General features: G+C 65.3%; 15 protein-coding genes. 11 read left to right on the top strand and 4 right to left on the bottom strand.

The window, feature by feature from the left end:
- Positions 1-84: 84 nt before the first annotated feature.
- The 3 genes from AC4PTB_RS02080 to nhaD form a co-directional block, all read right to left on the bottom strand.
- Complete coding sequence (locus AC4PTB_RS02080) at positions 85-1,464, bottom strand: glutamine synthetase family protein (protein ID WP_492191449.1); 1,380 nt, start codon at positions 1,462-1,464, stop codon at positions 85-87.
- Positions 1,465-1,554: 90 nt separating this feature from the next.
- On the bottom strand, positions 1,555-1,917 hold the full coding sequence (locus AC4PTB_RS02075; RefSeq protein WP_492191448.1) for a hypothetical protein: 363 nt from the start codon (positions 1,915-1,917) through the stop codon (positions 1,555-1,557).
- A gap of 100 nt (positions 1,918-2,017) precedes the next feature.
- A complete protein-coding gene (gene nhaD / locus AC4PTB_RS02070) occupies positions 2,018-3,343 on the bottom strand; it encodes a sodium:proton antiporter NhaD (RefSeq protein WP_492191447.1) in 1,326 nt (441 codons plus the stop codon).
- Between the two features lie 472 nt (positions 3,344-3,815).
- Between nhaD and AC4PTB_RS02065 the strand changes: the two genes are divergently transcribed.
- The 4 genes from AC4PTB_RS02065 to AC4PTB_RS02050 are packed head-to-tail and all read left to right on the top strand — an operon-like array spanning position 3,816 to position 8,577.
- Positions 3,816-5,420, top strand: a complete 1,605-nt coding sequence (locus tag AC4PTB_RS02065; RefSeq protein WP_492192576.1) for an OpgD/OpgG family glucan biosynthesis protein — start codon at positions 3,816-3,818, stop codon at positions 5,418-5,420.
- Positions 5,417-5,617 carry a hypothetical protein gene (locus AC4PTB_RS02060; RefSeq protein WP_492191446.1) on the top strand — a complete coding sequence of 67 codons (201 nt, stop codon included), beginning with the start codon at positions 5,417-5,419 and terminating at the stop codon, positions 5,615-5,617. Before AC4PTB_RS02065 ends, AC4PTB_RS02060 begins: the two co-directional genes overlap by 4 nt.
- A gap of 4 nt (positions 5,618-5,621) precedes the next feature.
- Positions 5,622-7,427 (top strand): glucans biosynthesis glucosyltransferase MdoH, encoded by a 1,806-nt coding sequence (mdoH, locus tag AC4PTB_RS02055; protein WP_492191445.1) that lies wholly within the window; start codon positions 5,622-5,624, stop codon positions 7,425-7,427.
- Positions 7,420-8,577: an OpgC family protein gene (locus AC4PTB_RS02050; protein WP_492191444.1), complete on the top strand. Its 1,158-nt coding sequence runs from the start codon at positions 7,420-7,422 to the stop codon at positions 8,575-8,577. The genes mdoH and AC4PTB_RS02050 overlap by 8 nt, the downstream gene beginning before the upstream one ends.
- A gap of 15 nt (positions 8,578-8,592) precedes the next feature.
- On the opposite strand, the gene AC4PTB_RS02045 is transcribed toward AC4PTB_RS02050, so the two are convergent.
- Positions 8,593-9,483 (bottom strand): LysR family transcriptional regulator, encoded by an 891-nt coding sequence (locus AC4PTB_RS02045; protein ID WP_492192575.1) that lies wholly within the window; start codon positions 9,481-9,483, stop codon positions 8,593-8,595.
- A gap of 263 nt (positions 9,484-9,746) precedes the next feature.
- Here AC4PTB_RS02045 and ffh point away from each other — a divergent pair, with 263 nt between their 5' ends.
- The 7 genes from ffh to trmD all read left to right on the top strand — a co-directional run bounded on the left by ffh (position 9,747) and on the right by trmD (position 14,770).
- The gene (ffh, locus tag AC4PTB_RS02040; RefSeq protein ID WP_492191443.1) at positions 9,747-11,255 is read left to right on the top strand and encodes a signal recognition particle protein; all 1,509 of its coding nucleotides are present in this window, start codon (positions 9,747-9,749) and stop codon (positions 11,253-11,255) included.
- Position 11,256: 1 nt separating this feature from the next.
- Positions 11,257-11,793, top strand: coding sequence for a GNAT family N-acetyltransferase (locus tag AC4PTB_RS02035; protein WP_492191442.1), 537 nt, complete (start codon positions 11,257-11,259; stop codon positions 11,791-11,793).
- Complete coding sequence (locus AC4PTB_RS02030; RefSeq protein WP_492191441.1) at positions 11,790-12,086, top strand: chorismate mutase; 297 nt, start codon at positions 11,790-11,792, stop codon at positions 12,084-12,086. The genes AC4PTB_RS02035 and AC4PTB_RS02030 overlap by 4 nt, the downstream gene beginning before the upstream one ends.
- Positions 12,087-12,130: 44 nt before the next feature.
- The gene (gene rpsP, locus AC4PTB_RS02025; RefSeq protein ID WP_055211875.1) at positions 12,131-12,481 is read left to right on the top strand and encodes a 30S ribosomal protein S16; all 351 of its coding nucleotides are present in this window, start codon (positions 12,131-12,133) and stop codon (positions 12,479-12,481) included.
- 74 nt (positions 12,482-12,555) lie between these two features.
- Positions 12,556-13,065, top strand: coding sequence for a ribosome maturation factor RimM (gene rimM / locus AC4PTB_RS02020; RefSeq protein ID WP_492191440.1), 510 nt, complete (start codon positions 12,556-12,558; stop codon positions 13,063-13,065).
- Positions 13,065-13,880 carry a hypothetical protein gene (locus AC4PTB_RS02015; protein WP_492191439.1) on the top strand — a complete coding sequence of 272 codons (816 nt, stop codon included), beginning with the start codon at positions 13,065-13,067 and terminating at the stop codon, positions 13,878-13,880. The genes rimM and AC4PTB_RS02015 overlap by 1 nt, the downstream gene beginning before the upstream one ends.
- A complete protein-coding gene (gene trmD / locus AC4PTB_RS02010; protein ID WP_492191438.1) occupies positions 13,877-14,770 on the top strand; it encodes a tRNA (guanosine(37)-N1)-methyltransferase TrmD in 894 nt (297 codons plus the stop codon). The genes AC4PTB_RS02015 and trmD overlap by 4 nt, the downstream gene beginning before the upstream one ends.
- The last annotated feature ends 128 nt before the right edge of the window (positions 14,771-14,898 follow it).

Here is a 14,898-nt window from a genome sequence, read left to right as displayed (position 1 = left end):
GGGGTATTTACGGCAAGATGAAAAGCGGCTTGTTTCATCTTGCCGTAAATATCCCGGGGGTCTGGGGGCAGAGCCCCCAGCGCCTCAGACGTTGTGCAGATAGAGCGCGTAATCCACATCCGCGATCCAGCGGGCGACGCGGCCGTGTTCCGCCGCCTTGATCGCGGTGAAGGTGCGGTGCATGTCCGCGCCCAGCGCCTCTTTCAGGAACTCGGACGCCGTCGCCGCCTCGATCGCCTCGCGCCAGTCGCGCGGGATCTTCAGGCTGTCATCGCCCGCATAGCCGTTGCCGGTCGTTTCCGGGCCGGGGTCGATGCGATGCTTCAGCCCGTGGCGGATGCCCGCCAGAATCGTCGCCGCGACCAGATAGGGGTTGGCATCGACGCCCGAGGGCCGATGCTCGATCCGCCGCGCCTTGATGTCACCGGCCGGGATGCGCAGCGCCACCGAGCGGTTGTTCACCCCCCAGCTCGGCGAGACCGGGGCGTAGCTTTGGCCAACGAAGCGGCGCCAGGAATTGCCATGCGGGGCAAAGACCAGCATCGATTCGCCCATGGTTTGCCGCAGCCCGCCGATGGCGTGGCGGATGGTGTCGGTCCATTGCCCCTCCACCGCCTCGGCGAAGATGTTCCGGCCCGTGCCGTCACACAGGCTGACGTGGAAATGCATTCCCGAGCCCGCATATTTCTCGATCGGTTTCGCCATGAAACAGGCCACGACGCCATGCCTGCGCGCCTGCAGCCGGACGATGCGTTTCAATCGCACCAGATCATCGGCGGCCTGCATCACATCGGTCCGGTAATGCAGCGTCAGTTCATATTGCCCGGGCGCATATTCCGAAATCACCGTCTCGGCCTTGATCCCCATCGCCTCGGCGGCGCGGTAGATGTCGGAAAATAGCGGCTCCATCCCATGCAGGTGATCGACCGAATAGACCTCGGTCCAGTCACTGCGCCGCCCGTCCAGAACCGCCGCCGCGGGCCGCACGCCCTGCGCGGTGTCGGGATCGAGCAGGAAGAATTCAAGTTCGAAAGCGCCCGCCGGATAAAGCCCCTCGTCCGCCATCGCCTGCACCTGCCGGGCCAGCGCATGACGCGGGTCCGAGGTCATTTCGGCGCCATCCAGATGATACATGCTCATCAAGACCTCGCCGCGCGGCGGGTTGGTGCCGTGCAGCGCCTTCAGCGTGCCGGGAATCGGCCAGGCGCGCAGATCGCCATCGCCTTGATCCCAAATGAGGCCGGTTTCGTGCACATCTTCGCCCACGATATCAAGGCCAAGGATCGAAATCGGCAGGTGACGCCCGCCCTTGTAAAGCCCGATCAGCTCGTGGCGGCGGATGATCTTGCCGCGGCCGATGCCATTGGCATCGTGCAGCACGATATCGAAAGCCTCGATCTCGGGATGGGCGGCAAGGAAATCTTCGGCTTCGTGCAGAGTGGAGCCGGTCGGCGAATGGGTCATGTCAGGTCTCAAGCAATTGGGCCGTCACGGCGTCGAAAGCGGCGATCAGGCGGTCGATCTGCGCGCGCAACGTGGCGGGCGAGGTCAGCATCATGTTGTGAAAGGGGGCAGCAGGCAGAAGCGGTCGAGAAGGCCGATGCGCAGGACGGGCCACGGCCACTTGCGGCGTGTCATTCCCTTCGAGAGGCCAGCGCAAAGCCGCGCTGCGCCCGCCTCCATCCGGGCGAAATTTGCGGAAGGCATCCCCTCGCGAAGCGGGGCGACAAGGGCCGCGAATTGCCGCGGATCGGCCGACAGCATCGTGCCCATGAAGCGACCGCCCGCAGGCCGGGGGACGTCACAGACGGCGATACGGGCAGCGGCAATGCCGCCGATACGGGTTTCGGACATGGCTCCCTCCGGGCGCAACTGACCATGCCCGCGCAGCCAAGGCAACGCCCGGGCAGCAGCCATTTCGGCGCGCGTCCATGCATGGAACGCATATGTGCCACCGCTGCGCGCAAAGAAAAAGGCCCGGGACGCGCGTCCCGGGCCCGGTTTCCTGCAGAGCCGATCAGAGCGGGCGGGCCATGACATCAAAGAGATGCGCATTCAGCAGCAGATGCACGCCGATCGCGGCGAAATAGCCCAGCGCAATCGCCCAGCTCCATTTCAGATGCCCCGAAAAGGTGTAATGCCCCCGCGCCTGCCCCATCAGCGCCACCCCGGCCGCCGAGCCGATCGACAAAAGCGAGCCGCCGACGCCGCAGGTCAGCGTGATCAGCAGCCATTGGCCGTGGCTCATATCGGGTTCCATCGTCAGCACGGCAAACATCAGCGGGATATTGTCGACCACCGCCGACATCATGCCCAGGATGACATTCGCCGCGGTCGCGCCAAGCCCGTCGTAAAGCGCCGCCGACAGCATGTCGAGATAGCCCAGAACCCCCAGCCCGCCAACGGCGAAGATGATGCCGAAGAAGAACAGCAGCGTGTCCCATTCCACCCGTTCGAACTGCTTGAAACTGTCCAGAACCAGCTCGGTATTCTGCCGGCGCCGGCCGTTGCGGGTCAGGAAATAGGAATAGATCTGCAGATAGCCGAGCCCCAGCATCATCCCCATCGCCGGGGGCAGATGCAGGAAGTTCTTGAAACTGATCGCAGATCCGATGGTCAGGCCGAACAGCACGATCACCATCGCCCCGCCGGGTTTCATCTTAGCGTTGTCCCTGGTCCGGGCGGGGATCTCGTTCGGGATCGCCAGCGACATGATCGCCGCAGGCACCAGCCAGTTCACCAGCGCGGGAAGGAACAGCACGAAGAATTCGAAGAACTCGATCACGCCCTTTTGCCAGACCATCAGCGTGGTGATGTCGCCAAAGGGGGTGAAGGCGCCGCCCGCATTCGCCGCGACGACGATCGAGATGCAGCCGATCATCACGAATTTCGGCGCCGCGCGCCCGACCGCGACCACCACCGTTCCCATCACCAGCGCGGTGGTCAGGTTGTCCAGAATGCCCGACAGGAAGAAGGCGATGATCCCGGTCAGCCAGAACAGCTTGCGATAGCTCAGTCCCATGCCCACCAGTTTCGCCCGAAGCGCATCAAAGACCCGGCGCTCCTCGAGCGTGTTGACATAGGTGATCGCCACCAGCAGGAACAGGAACAGCTCGCCATATTCCTCGACGATATGGGTGGCCTTTTCATGCGCCAGATCCGAAAGGCCGGCGCGGGCATAGGCGATGCCGATCAGCATCCAGATCAGCCCGGCCGCCAGCATCACCGGCTTCGACTTGCGCATGTGGGTGCTTTCTTCCATCACCACAAGCCCATAGGCACCAAGGAAGATCATCACCGACAGAATGCCGAAAATGCTTCCGGTCAGGTCAAGTTGCTCCATGCGTCCCTCCGGCTGTTTGGTGTCGTTTAACCAGCGCGGACCGTTGCGGCAAGGCTCGTACCGAAGCCGCGCCGGAAATTCGGCCCCCCTGGCATGCGGGCTGCGCGGCGGGTCCGCAACGACCATGCCAAAGCGGCGCGACTCACCCCCGCCCCGGACCGGACGGCCACCATTTGCAGCTGCGGAAAAACCGGCTCAAACCGTCTAAAACATGTATCGAAATCGGAAAAATCCGCTTTGCCTGCGCAGAATGCGCAACTTCCTGACGGATGCGCGGGAAGTTGCGCAACTTTGCGCCGAAACCGGCGGGACGGCGCCCATTTGACACATCTGTTACGCAAACTCTCTTGCCAGTTTTTAAGCACTGTGGCTATAGAAACGGCAAACGGAGGCGCCCCAGAGCGGCCTCTGGAACTATCTGACTTTGCATAGAAAACAGATGCCCTCCAGCCGGAACAAAGCCTCCATGATGATGACCCGCCGCCACCTTCTGGTGACGCTCTCCTCGGCTGCGATCCTTGCCGGGACGGGGGCCGTGCCGCGCAGTGCCCATGCGCAGGAAACCACCCCGCCCGCGCCGATCGACGTGCCCGCTGCGCCGCCGCAAAAACCCTTCAGCTTCGACACGCTCGCCGAGGAAATGCGCGCGCTGGCCGGTGCCGGTCCCGATGCGCCGATGGTGCTGCCCGACAGCTTCCTCAACCAGCTCACCTATGACCTCTACCGGCTGATCCGCTTCGATCCGGCCAAGGCCCGCTTTGCCGATGTCGAGCGGACGCATTTCCAGCTGCATGCCTTCCACATGGGCTGGCTGTTCAAGGAACCCGTTCTGCTGAACGAGGTGATCGGCGGGCAGACCCTGCCGATGGGCTTTGACACCGACGATTTCATCTATGAGCGCGAAAGCCGCGACAAGGTTCCGCTGCATGTGGCGCTGCCGGGCGTTGCGGGCTTCCGCCTGCACACGCCGCTCAACCGCCCCGATGTCTTCGACGAGCTGGTGGCATTTCAGGGCGCCTCCTATTTCCGCGCCCTTGGCCGCAACTCGGCCTATGGTCTGTCGGCGCGCGGCCTGGCGGTGAACACCGGCCTCTCGGTGGCCGAGGAATTCCCGCGCTTCACCCGGTTCTGGATCCAGCGCCCCGAGCCGGGCGGCGAGACGATCACGATCTGGGCGGCGCTGGAAAGCGCCTCGCTGACCGGCGCCTATCAGTTCGTCATCCGCCCCGGCTTCGAGACGGTGATGGATGTGACCGCGCGTCTGTTCTTCCGCTCGGACGTGCAGCAGCTGGGCATCGCGCCGCTGACCTCGATGTTCCTGTTCTCGGAACGCAACCGCAAGGATTTCGACGATTACCGCCCGAAAGTGCATGACAGCGACGGGCTGGGCATCGTGCGCGCCGATGGCGACATCCTGTGGCGGCCGCTGGCGAATCCGTCGCGGCTGGCGTCGTCCTATTTCTCGGAAACCGCGCCGAAATCCTTTGGGCTTTACCAGCGCGATCGCGAATTCGACCATTATCAGGACGATGCCGCGCATTACGAAAAACGCCCCTCCTGCGTGGTCGAGCCGATCGGCGACTGGGGCAAGGGCGTGATCCGCCTGGTCGAGATCCCGTCGGATCTGGAGGTGAACGACAACATCGTCGCCTTCTGGATCCCCGACGCGCCGGCGAAGGCGGGCGAAAGCCGCGAGTTCAGCTATCGGCTGCGCTGGGGCGATCTGGAATTCGACGATTTCGACGACCGCGCCCATGTCAAGGAAACCCGCACCGGCGAGGGTGGGGTTTCGGGCGTGCAGAATACCGATGGCACGCGCAAGTTCGTGATCGATTTCGTCGGCGGGCTGATGGACAGCCTTGGCCATGACGAGGCCGAGAACCTGACCATCGTCGCCAATGCCTGGAACGGCGAGATCGTGACGAAAGTGCTGTCCCGCAACACCACCGACGGAATCTGGCGTCTTGTCATGGATGTGAAGCCGACCGGGGGTGACACAGTCGAACTGGCTGCCCATATCGCTGGATATGGTCGCAAGCTGACCGAAACCTGGCTCTATCAATGGATCCACGCATGACCGCGCACACCTCCTCTCTCACTGCGCTCGCGTCAGAAGCCGTTCTGACGCCCGATGCGCTGATTGCCGGGCCCTGTGCCCTGCCGGTGGCGCCGATGGCGATGCCGCATCAGGTGATCGAGCCGCAAAGCGGGCTGATCCGTCGCCTGCTGACCGGTCTGCACCTGCAGGCCGCGCATGCCGGCTCCGGCCACTGAGATCATGGCGCGCTCGCTCGCATCGCTCGCAGGGCTTTATGCCCTGCGTTTTCTTGCCATCGCCTTCAGCCTGATCGCGGGGATTGGCGCCTTCATCCTGTTTCTGCAGTTCGGCTCGGTCGACGGGATCGACGCGCTGGACGTGACGCGGGCGGTCTTGATCCTGATTTCGACGCAATGGCTGGCGCTGGGGGCCACGGTCGCGTTGATCGGCCTGACCAGCCGCGCAAGGCCGCCGAAATACGATCCGAAAGCACCGATCAAGGGCCGCACCGTGGTTCTGGTCCCGGTCTATAACGAAGATCCGCTGGTGACCTTTGCCCGGATCGCCGCGATGGATGCCTCGCTGGCGGCCACGGGCGATGCGGCATCGGTGCATTTCGCCGTTCTGTCCGACACCCGCAATGACCTGATCGCGGCGCGCGAGAAGCTGATCTTCGCCCGGCTGGTGGCCGAGCGCAACGCGGTGGGCCGCTTCTTCTATCGCCGTCGCGAGCAGAACACCGGCAAGAAGGCCGGCAATATCGAGGATTTCATCACCCGCTCGGGTGGCGCCTATGATTACGCCGTGATCCTTGACGCCGACAGCCTGATGGAAGGCGAGACCATTCTGCAGATGATCCGCCGGATGGAGGCGGAGCCGCGACTGGGGCTGTTGCAGACCCTGCCCAAGGTGATCCGCGCGCGGTCGCGCTTTGGCCGGGCGATGCAATTTGCCGCCGCCTTCTTCTCGCCTATCTTCGCCCGTGGTCTGGCGATGGTGCAGGGCGAAACCGGCCCGTTCTGGGGCCACAATGCCATCGTGCGCACCCGCGCCTTTGCCGAAAGCTGCGGCCTGCCCGCGCTCAAGGGCAAGCCGCCCTTCGGCGGCCACGTGATGAGCCACGATTACGTCGAAGCCGCGCTGCTGGCGCGCGCGGGCTGGATCGTGCGGCTTGATGACGATCTGGGCGGCAGCTACGAGGAAGGCCCGGAAAACATCGTCGATCACGCCAAGCGCGACCGGCGCTGGTGTCAGGGCAACCTGCAGCACAGCCGGATCATCGGTGCCCCGGGCCTGCGGCTGTGGTCGCGCTTCGTCTTCTCGCAAGGGATCATGGCCTATATCGCGCCTCTGTTCTGGGTCGGTTTCATCCTGGCCTCGATCGCTGCGCCGTTGCTGGCGCCGCCGCCGGATTACTTCCCGACCCCCTACTGGCCGATTCCCTATTTCCCGCCGTCCGAAGCCTCCAAGGCGATCAGCCTGGCCATCGGCATCTTCGGTCTGCTGTTCCTGCCCAAGGTGCTGATCGCCACGCGGATGGCGCTGACGGGTGCGGCAAAAGGTTTCGGGGGGCCGATCCTGGCCTTCGCCTCGACGCTGTCGGAACTGGCGCTGTCCTCGATCACCGCCCCCGTCTTGCTGATGTATTCGACCCGCTCGGTGCTGCAGGTGGTGATGGGCCGCGACGGTGGCTGGCCCACCAACAACCGCGGCGACGGCACGCTGAGCCTCAAGGACAGCTTCGCCGCCTCGCATTGGATCGTCACCATCGGCCTTGTCGGCCTTATGACGACGTGGTTTTTCGCCCCCGGCCTGCTGCTCTGGCTCTTGCCCGTCGGCCTGCCGATGGTCTTCGCCCCGCTGATCCTGTCCTGGTCCTCGCGGCCCTCGCGGTCGCGGCTGATGGGGGTTCCCAGCGAATATGCGAAACCGGCGGTGGTGAAGCTGCATGACGAAGTGCTCAATCGCTGGGCACTTGACGCCGAGACCGAACAGGAACAAGACCCGCGGCAACCGAAGAAAGAGTTGTCCGCGCATCATGGCTGATCACCCCCACGTGCCGCTTGCCAGCGGCGCCCGCGACCCCCGGCTGGATTTCTTCCGGGGCGTCAGCCTCGTGATGATCTACATGAACCACGTGCCGGGGACGTTCTACGAGAACCTGACCTCGCGCAATTACGGCCTGTCCGACGCCGCCGAGGGCTTCGTCTTCATGTCGGGCTGCGCCGCGGCGCTGGCTTACGGGCCGAAGATCAAGGACGGGCTGAACTGGCCCGGCATCCGCAAATGCTGGGGCCGGGCGTGGTTGCTCTATCTCGTGCATATCTTCATCTCGGCCTGGGCGATCGCGATTGCCGCCGGGGCGACGCTGTGGTTCGGCGGCGGCGAGATGCTCAAGCACAACGCCTTCGGCCCGCTGACCGAGACCCCCCTCGCCTTCCTTGTCGGCATCGCGACGCTGGGACACCAGCTGGGCTATGTGAACATCCTGCCGATGTATGCGGTACTGCTGCTCTGGGCGCCGTTCCTGATCCGATTGGGGCAGAGAAAACCGATGGGGCTTTTGGCCTTTACCATCGGGCTTTGGGCCCTCGCGGGATGGTTCGGGCTGGATCTGCCGAATTATCCGTTTGACGGCGGCTGGTTCTTCAACCCGTTCTCGTGGCAGCTGCTGTTTTCGCTGGGCATCCTGACCGGGCTGTTCCTGCGCCGGGGCGAGCGTTTCGTGCCGGTCTGGAAGGCGCTGATCGTGCCCGCGGTGATCTGGCTGGTCTTCTGTGCGTTCTGGGCGCAATCGCCGGATCTGCAGGCGCAGTTCGGCCATGTGATCTGGACGATCCTGCAATATGACGTGCCCCGCTTCCTTGTCGATTTCGACAAGACCTATGTCTCGGGGCCGCGGCTGACGCATTTCCTCGCGCTGGCCTATATCCTGTCGCTGCCCTGGCTGGTGCCGTCGATTGCCGCCTCGCGGGTGATGAAACCGATCCGCACCATGGGCAAGCAGGGGCTGCAGGTGTTCGCGCTCGGCACGGTGCTGGCGATCTTTTCCCAAGCGGTGAAGGCCTCGCATCCGGGCGGGTTCTGGCAGGATACCGTGCTGATCCTGGGCGGTCTGACGGTGCAATGGGCCTTTGCGGCGGTGCGCGAACATATCAAGCCGCATCCGACCGCGCCGAAGGCCGCGCAGGCCTGAGACCGGGGATCTGGTTCAGACCCCCGGGTCGAGCCGCACCGCCGCCGCGCGCAGCGCTTTCAGCGCCGCCTGTACTTTTGGCGTGCGGTGCAGATCGACATGGGTCACCAGCCAGAACGGGCTGTCCCAGTCCGGCATCGGCGCCACCACCTCGACCAGCCGCGGAATCGCCCGGCCCTGCAGCACCGGCAGGAAGCCAAGCCCCAGCCCCGCCTCGATCGCCGCCTGCTGCGAGGCCATCTCATTGGCCATGAACACCATCGCCTCGGGCGGCACCTGCCCCGCCAGCCAGCGGAAATACGGCGCCCGGCTTTCGCGGCTGTCCGGCCCGATGAAGCGATGCCCGGCCAGATCGTTCGGCCCCTTCGGCCGCCCGTGCCGCTCGATATAGTCCGGCGCCGCATAAAGCGCGGTCCGGTTCACGCCCAGCTGGCTCACCACATTGTCGGGCTCGGTCGGCCGGGCCCCAGCGCGGATCGCCACATGCGCCTCGCCATATTCCAGCCGGAACACCCGCGGATCGGTGATGTAGCGCAGCACCAGCGCCGGATGCGCCCGCATCAGTTCCGCCATTGCCGGCATCACCAGCGCCGCCAGCGCGGGCAGCGAGGTGAGGATCAGCTCGCCGCGCATTTCCTCGCCCGCCCCGGCAATCCGGGCGGCCAGCTGCGCGAACTGATCCTCGGTCGCCTGACCGACGGCCAGCAGCTGCTGCCCGGCCTCGGTGGGCGTATATCCGCGCGGATGGCGTTGAAACAGTTTGGTGCCAAGACGCGCCTCAAGCGCATCGACATGGCGGATCACGGTGGCGTGATGCACCCCCAGAACCTCCGCAGCCCCTGACACCGTTCCCATCCGGGCGACCTGATAAGCGGTCCGGATCTCGTCCCAGTTCTCGAAGCGCATTTGTGCACCCATGAACAAACATTTTTGAAGCATCTGTAAATTGTTTGGAAATGCAATTACGCACTTCGCCGCGGGCCGGCAAGCGCCAGGCCCTGCCCCGGCTTGACGTTGACTCCCCCGGGGTTTTCGCGTAACTCACACCAGATTCCCCGGAGGTTCGGTTCCTCCGGTCCTTGCGGGTGCAAGGATCGCCACCAGTCAGCGCGTTGCGCCCACTGGTGCGCTTGTCGTTGATCGGCCGCATCGCGGCGCAGGAGGGCACGATGTTCGAGTCTCTTTCCGAACGCCTTGGCGGGGTGTTCGAGCGGCTGACGAAACAGGGCGCGCTGACGGCCGAAGACGTCAAGGTGGCGATGCGTGAAGTGCGCACCGCGCTGCTGGAAGCCGATGTCTCGCTGCCGGTGGTGCGGGAATTCGTCAAGAAGGTCGAGGCGAAAGCCACCGGCGCGCAGGTGACGAAATCGATCACCCCGGGTCAGCAGGTCGTCAAGATCGTCCATGATGAAATCGTCGCCATGCTCTCGGGCGAGGATGCGGCCGATGCGCTGAAGATCGACAACCCGCCCGCGCCGATCCTGATGGTCGGCCTGCAGGGTGGCGGCAAGACCACCACCACCGCGAAACTGGCCCGCCGTCTGAAGGAGCGCGAGAAGAAGCGCGTTCTGATGGCGTCGCTCGACATTTACCGCCCGGCCGCGATGGAGCAGCTGGCGATTCTGGGCACGCAGATCGGCGTCGACACGCTGCCGATCGTGCCCGGCGAGAGCGCGGTGCAGATCGCCAAGCGCGCCAAGACCCAGGCCGCGATGGGCGGCTATGACGTTTACCTGCTGGATACCGCGGGCCGTCTGCATATCGACGAAACCCTGATGGGCGAGGTGCAGCAGGTCCGTGATGCGGTCTCGCCGCGCGAAACGCTGCTGGTCGTTGACGGGCTGACCGGTCAGGTCGCGGTCGAGGTGGCGCAGGAATTCGACGACAAGATCGGCATCACCGGCGTCGTGCTGACCCGGATGGACGGCGACGGCCGCGGCGGTGCGGCGCTGTCGATGCGCGCCACCACCGGCAAGCCGATCCGCTTCGTCGGTCTGGGCGAAAAGATGGATGCGCTCGAAACCTTCGAGGCGTCGCGGATCGCGGGGCGCATCCTGGGCATGGGCGATATCGTCGCCCTGGTCGAGCGCGCGCAGGAAGTCTTTGAAAAGGAACAGGCCGAGCGCATGATGCGCCGGTTCCAGAAGGGTCTGTTCAACCTCAACGACATGAAATCCCAGCTTGAGCAGATGCAGAAGATGGGCGGCATGCAGGGCGTGATGAGCATGATGCCCGGCATGGGCAAGATGGCGAAACAGGCCGAGGAAGCCGGGTTCGACGATCGCACCATCCGCCGTCAGATCGCGATGATCAATGCGATGACGAAAAAGGAACGCGCCCATCCCGAGCTGCTGCAGGCCAGCCGCAAGCGCCGCGTGGCCGCGGGGGCGGGCGTGGATGTCGCCGATCTGAACAAGCTTCTGAAGATGCACCGGCAGATGGCCGACACGATGAAGAAGCTGGGCAACATGAAGGGCGGCATGCTGAAACAGGCAATGGCCGCGATGCAGGGCAAGTTCGGCGGCCTGCCCGGCAAGGACGAGATGGACCCGGCGAAGATGGAGGAAGCCGCCAAGGCGATGGCCTCGATGAAGGGTCTGCCGGGGGCGATGCCCGGGCTGGGCGGGCTGAAACTGCCGCCGGGCCTTGCCGGCCTGAACATGGGCAAGAAAAAGTAAGATGGTCGCCCTTTCCCCCACGCCGGTGATCGAGACCTCTCGACTGGTGCTGCGCGCACCGGCCGGGCGCGATTTCGCGGCCTGGCGGAGCTTTTTCCTGTCCGAGCGCAGCCGTTTCATCCGCTCTGTCGCCGAACCCGACGAGGCGCTGGCCTGGCGGGCCTGGTCGGGCGTGATCGGCCATTGGGTGATGCGCGGCTGGGGCAGCTTCGTCATCACCACCCATGACAGCGATGCGGCCCTTGGCATGGCCGGCCCCTGGGCGCCGATCAACTGGCCGGAATATGAAATCGGCTGGACGCTCTGGTCGGAGGACCACGAGGGCAAGGGCCTGATGGCCGAGGCGGCGAAAGCCACCCTCGATCACGCCTTCGGCAGGCTGAAATGGTCGACCGCGGTCAGCTATATCGACCCGGAGAATGCCCGCTCGATCCGGCTGGCCGAACGTCTGGGCGCCGCCCTTGATCCCGCGGCGAAGCGCGTCGAAGACAAGCCCGTGCTGGTTTACCGCCACCGCAAACCGGAGGATCTGGCATGAGCGATGCCACCGCCCGCGCCGCCGAACTGCTGCGCGAACACCGCGCCTCGATCGACCGGCTGGATGCGATCATCGTCTACACGCTGGCCGAACGGTTCAAGCGCACCCAGGCGGTGGGCAAGCTCAAGGCCGAACATGACCTGCCGCCCTCCGACCCCGCGCGCGAGGCGCAGCAGATCGAACGTCTGCAACAACTGGCGACCGAGGCCGATCTCGACCCCGAATTCGCCCGCAAATTCCTGTCTTTCGTGATTTCGGAAGTGATCCGGCATCACACCTCGTTCCAGAAATGATGGGTCCGCAAGACCCGCTCACAGCCATCTGAAGGAGAAATAGCATGGCCATGAAAATCCGTCTCGCCCGTGGCGGTTCCAAGAAACGTCCGCATTACGCGATCGTCGCGTCCGATTCGCGCATGCCGCGCGACGGCCGCTTCCTGGAGAAGCTGGGCACCTACAACCCGCTTCTGGCCAAGGACAGCGAAGACCGCGTCAAGATGAACATGGAGCGCGTGCAATACTGGCTCGCCCAGGGCGCGCAGCCGACCGACCGCGTCGCCCGCTTCCTGGAAGCGGCCGGGGCGATGCCGAAAGCCGAGCGCGCCAACATGAAGAAGGCCGAGCCGGGCGCGAAAGCCAAGAAACGCGCCGAGGAAAAAGCCGCCAAGGCCGCCAAGACCGAAGAATAATCTTCGGTTTCCCGGTTTCGGGGTTTCATGCGGGCCGGGCAGCGATGTCCGGCCTGTCGTCTTTCGGAGGGATCATGTCGAAAACCGATCGTGTCTGCGTCGGCGCCATCGCCGGAGGCTTCGGCGTCAAGGGCGAGGTGCGGCTGAAAAGCTTCTGCGCCGAACCCACCGACATTGCCGCCTATGGCCCGCTTTTTTCCGAGGACGGCGCCCGCAGCTTCACCGTCAGGCTGACCCGTCCGGTGACGGGCGGCCTTGGCGCACGGCTCTCCGGCATCGCCACGAAAGAAGAGGCCGATGCGCTGAAAGGCGCGACGCTCTGGGCGGATCGGGACCGGCTGCCGCATCTGCCCGATGACGAATTCTACCACGCCGATCTGATCGGCCTGCCGGTGCATGACACCGGCGGCGCGCTGATCGGCACCGTTCGCGCCGTGCTGGATTTCGGCGCGGGCGATATCCTTGAGGTGCATGTGCCCGGACGCAAGACAACGCTGATGCTGCCCTTCACCCGCGCCGTGGTGCCCACCGTCGATCTGACCGCGGGACGGATCATCGCTGACCCGCCCGAGGAACTGGACTGATGCAGGTCTTCCTGCATCTCGGGCTGCACAAGACCGGGACCTCCTCGGCGCAGCTTTTTCTGCAGGAAAACCGCGAATTGATCTGGCCGCGGGCGGCCTTGGTGCTGCCCGGCCGGATCCGCGCCGTGGAAGGGGCGGTCTTTGCGCATCACTACAACCGCGATGGCGGCTCGCTGGCGGCGATCACCGCGGCGATGCGGGATTTTCTGGGCACGATGGCGCTGGGGCCGAAACGGCGGATCCTGATTTCGTCGGAAAACCTGCTTGGCCCGATGCCGCGGGGGCTGACGCCTGCCCCCTACCCCGATGCGGCGGCGATCATCCGCGCCCTGATCGCCGGGTTCGACGCTTTCGACTGGCCGGTGCAGGTGACGCCCTATCTGTCCACCCGCGCGCAGGGGCCCTGGGTCGAGAGCCTTTGGGCGCATCAGATCCGCAAAGATCAGATGATCCCCTTTACCGAGGATCTGGAGAGCTTCCGCAGCCGGATGAACCGGGTGACGCTGCGGGAGCAGCTGGCTATGCTGCACCGCGATCTGATGGGGATAGGGCTGGTGACGCAGGATGTCTCGGAGTTTGATGGCCTGCCCTTTGGCGCCGGGCAGCCGTTTCTTGATTTTCTGCGCCTGACGCCCGCGCAACGCGCGGCGTTTCGGCCGGTCGGTCGCCGCAATGTCGCGCCGCCGCGCGCGGTGACCGAGGCGCTGTTGCAGCTGAACCGGCAAGGGCTAGGCGAGGAGGCGCTGGCGGCGGCGAAACGGGCGCTTCTGGCCGCGGCGGAGCGTGAAACGACAAGCGAGAAGGACGAGGCATGAGCGATCCGCAAGACATCCCGCCGCCGCCGCGCAAGGGCGCGCTGAAGCTGACGACGGCGGAGCTGGTCGAGGCCGAGACGCCCGAGGTCGCGCCCGCGCGCTCGCACGGACGGCGGGCGGCGGTGACCGCGCTGTCGGGCAAGGTGATGCCGCGCGATCTGATGGCCGAGGTCGAGACCGTCGCGGGGGTCTGGACGGCGAAGATCGTGACGCTGTTTCCCGAGGCTTTTCCGGGGGTTCTGGGGCTGAGCCTGACCGGAAAGGCGCTGGATGCCGGGTTGTGGCGGCTGGAACCCATCGACCTGCGGCCCTTCGGTCTGGGCAAGCATCGCAACGTCGATGACACGCCTGCGGGCGGCGGCGCCGGAATGGTGCTGCGCGCCGATGTGGTGGCGGCGGCGCTCGATCATGCGGCGGCGGGCACGCCCGCCGATCGCGCCGACTGGCCAGTGATCTACATGTCGCCCCGCGGCAAGCCCTTCACGCAAGGCCACGCCCGGCGGCTGGCCGCGGCGCAGGGGGTGACGATCCTCTGCGGGCGGTTCGAGGGCGTGGATGAGCGGGTGCTGGAAGCCTATGGCGTCGAAGAGGTCTCGATTGGCGATTTCGTGCTGACCGGCGGCGAGATCGCGGCGCAGGTGGTGATCGACGCCACGGTGCGGCTGCGCGAGGGGGTCTTGGGCAACTCTGAGAGCGCCACCGAGGAAAGCCATTCGAACGGGCTTCTGGAACATCCGCAATATACGCGGCCTGCCGAGTGGCAGGGCCGGGCGATTCCCGAGGTGCTGATGTCGGGCAATCACAAGAAGATCGCGGAATGGCGGCGGGCGCAGAGCGAGGCTTTGACCCGGGAACGGCGGCCGGATTTATGGGAGAAGTTCGGCAAGTGATTTCGCCTCGGCTGCGCCGAGGCGACCCACCGGGGGCTCCGCCCCCGGACCCCCGAGGTATTTGAGGCAAGATGAAGTGGCCCGCCATTGTCCCTCCGGTTTGAGCCGCATAGTCTTGCGCGGTGACA

The sequence above is a fragment of the Rhodobacter sp. 4.3.4 genome, assembly GCF_058724655.1.
The sequence above is the reverse complement of the archived record's forward strand: the minus strand, read 5'-3'. Positions and strand labels throughout refer to the sequence as shown.

Coding starts and splice junctions, on each gene's coding strand:
- AC4PTB_RS02080 (WP_492191449.1), bottom strand. CDS start 1,464: ATGACCCATTCGCCGACCGGCTCCACTCTGCACGAAGCCGAAGATTTC.
- AC4PTB_RS02075 (WP_492191448.1), bottom strand. CDS start 1,917: ATGGCTGCTGCCCGGGCGTTGCCTTGGCTGCGCGGGCATGGTCAGTTG.
- nhaD (WP_492191447.1), bottom strand. CDS start 3,343: ATGGAGCAACTTGACCTGACCGGAAGCATTTTCGGCATTCTGTCGGTG.
- AC4PTB_RS02065 (WP_492192576.1), top strand. CDS start 3,816: ATGACCCGCCGCCACCTTCTGGTGACGCTCTCCTCGGCTGCGATCCTT.
- AC4PTB_RS02060 (WP_492191446.1), top strand. CDS start 5,417: ATGACCGCGCACACCTCCTCTCTCACTGCGCTCGCGTCAGAAGCCGTT.
- mdoH (WP_492191445.1), top strand. CDS start 5,622: ATGGCGCGCTCGCTCGCATCGCTCGCAGGGCTTTATGCCCTGCGTTTT.
- AC4PTB_RS02050 (WP_492191444.1), top strand. CDS start 7,420: ATGGCTGATCACCCCCACGTGCCGCTTGCCAGCGGCGCCCGCGACCCC.
- AC4PTB_RS02045 (WP_492192575.1), bottom strand. CDS start 9,483: ATGCGCTTCGAGAACTGGGACGAGATCCGGACCGCTTATCAGGTCGCC.
- ffh (WP_492191443.1), top strand. CDS start 9,747: ATGTTCGAGTCTCTTTCCGAACGCCTTGGCGGGGTGTTCGAGCGGCTG.
- AC4PTB_RS02035 (WP_492191442.1), top strand. CDS start 11,257: ATGGTCGCCCTTTCCCCCACGCCGGTGATCGAGACCTCTCGACTGGTG.
- AC4PTB_RS02030 (WP_492191441.1), top strand. CDS start 11,790: ATGAGCGATGCCACCGCCCGCGCCGCCGAACTGCTGCGCGAACACCGC.
- rpsP (WP_055211875.1), top strand. CDS start 12,131: ATGGCCATGAAAATCCGTCTCGCCCGTGGCGGTTCCAAGAAACGTCCG.
- rimM (WP_492191440.1), top strand. CDS start 12,556: ATGTCGAAAACCGATCGTGTCTGCGTCGGCGCCATCGCCGGAGGCTTC.
- AC4PTB_RS02015 (WP_492191439.1), top strand. CDS start 13,065: ATGCAGGTCTTCCTGCATCTCGGGCTGCACAAGACCGGGACCTCCTCG.
- trmD (WP_492191438.1), top strand. CDS start 13,877: ATGAGCGATCCGCAAGACATCCCGCCGCCGCCGCGCAAGGGCGCGCTG.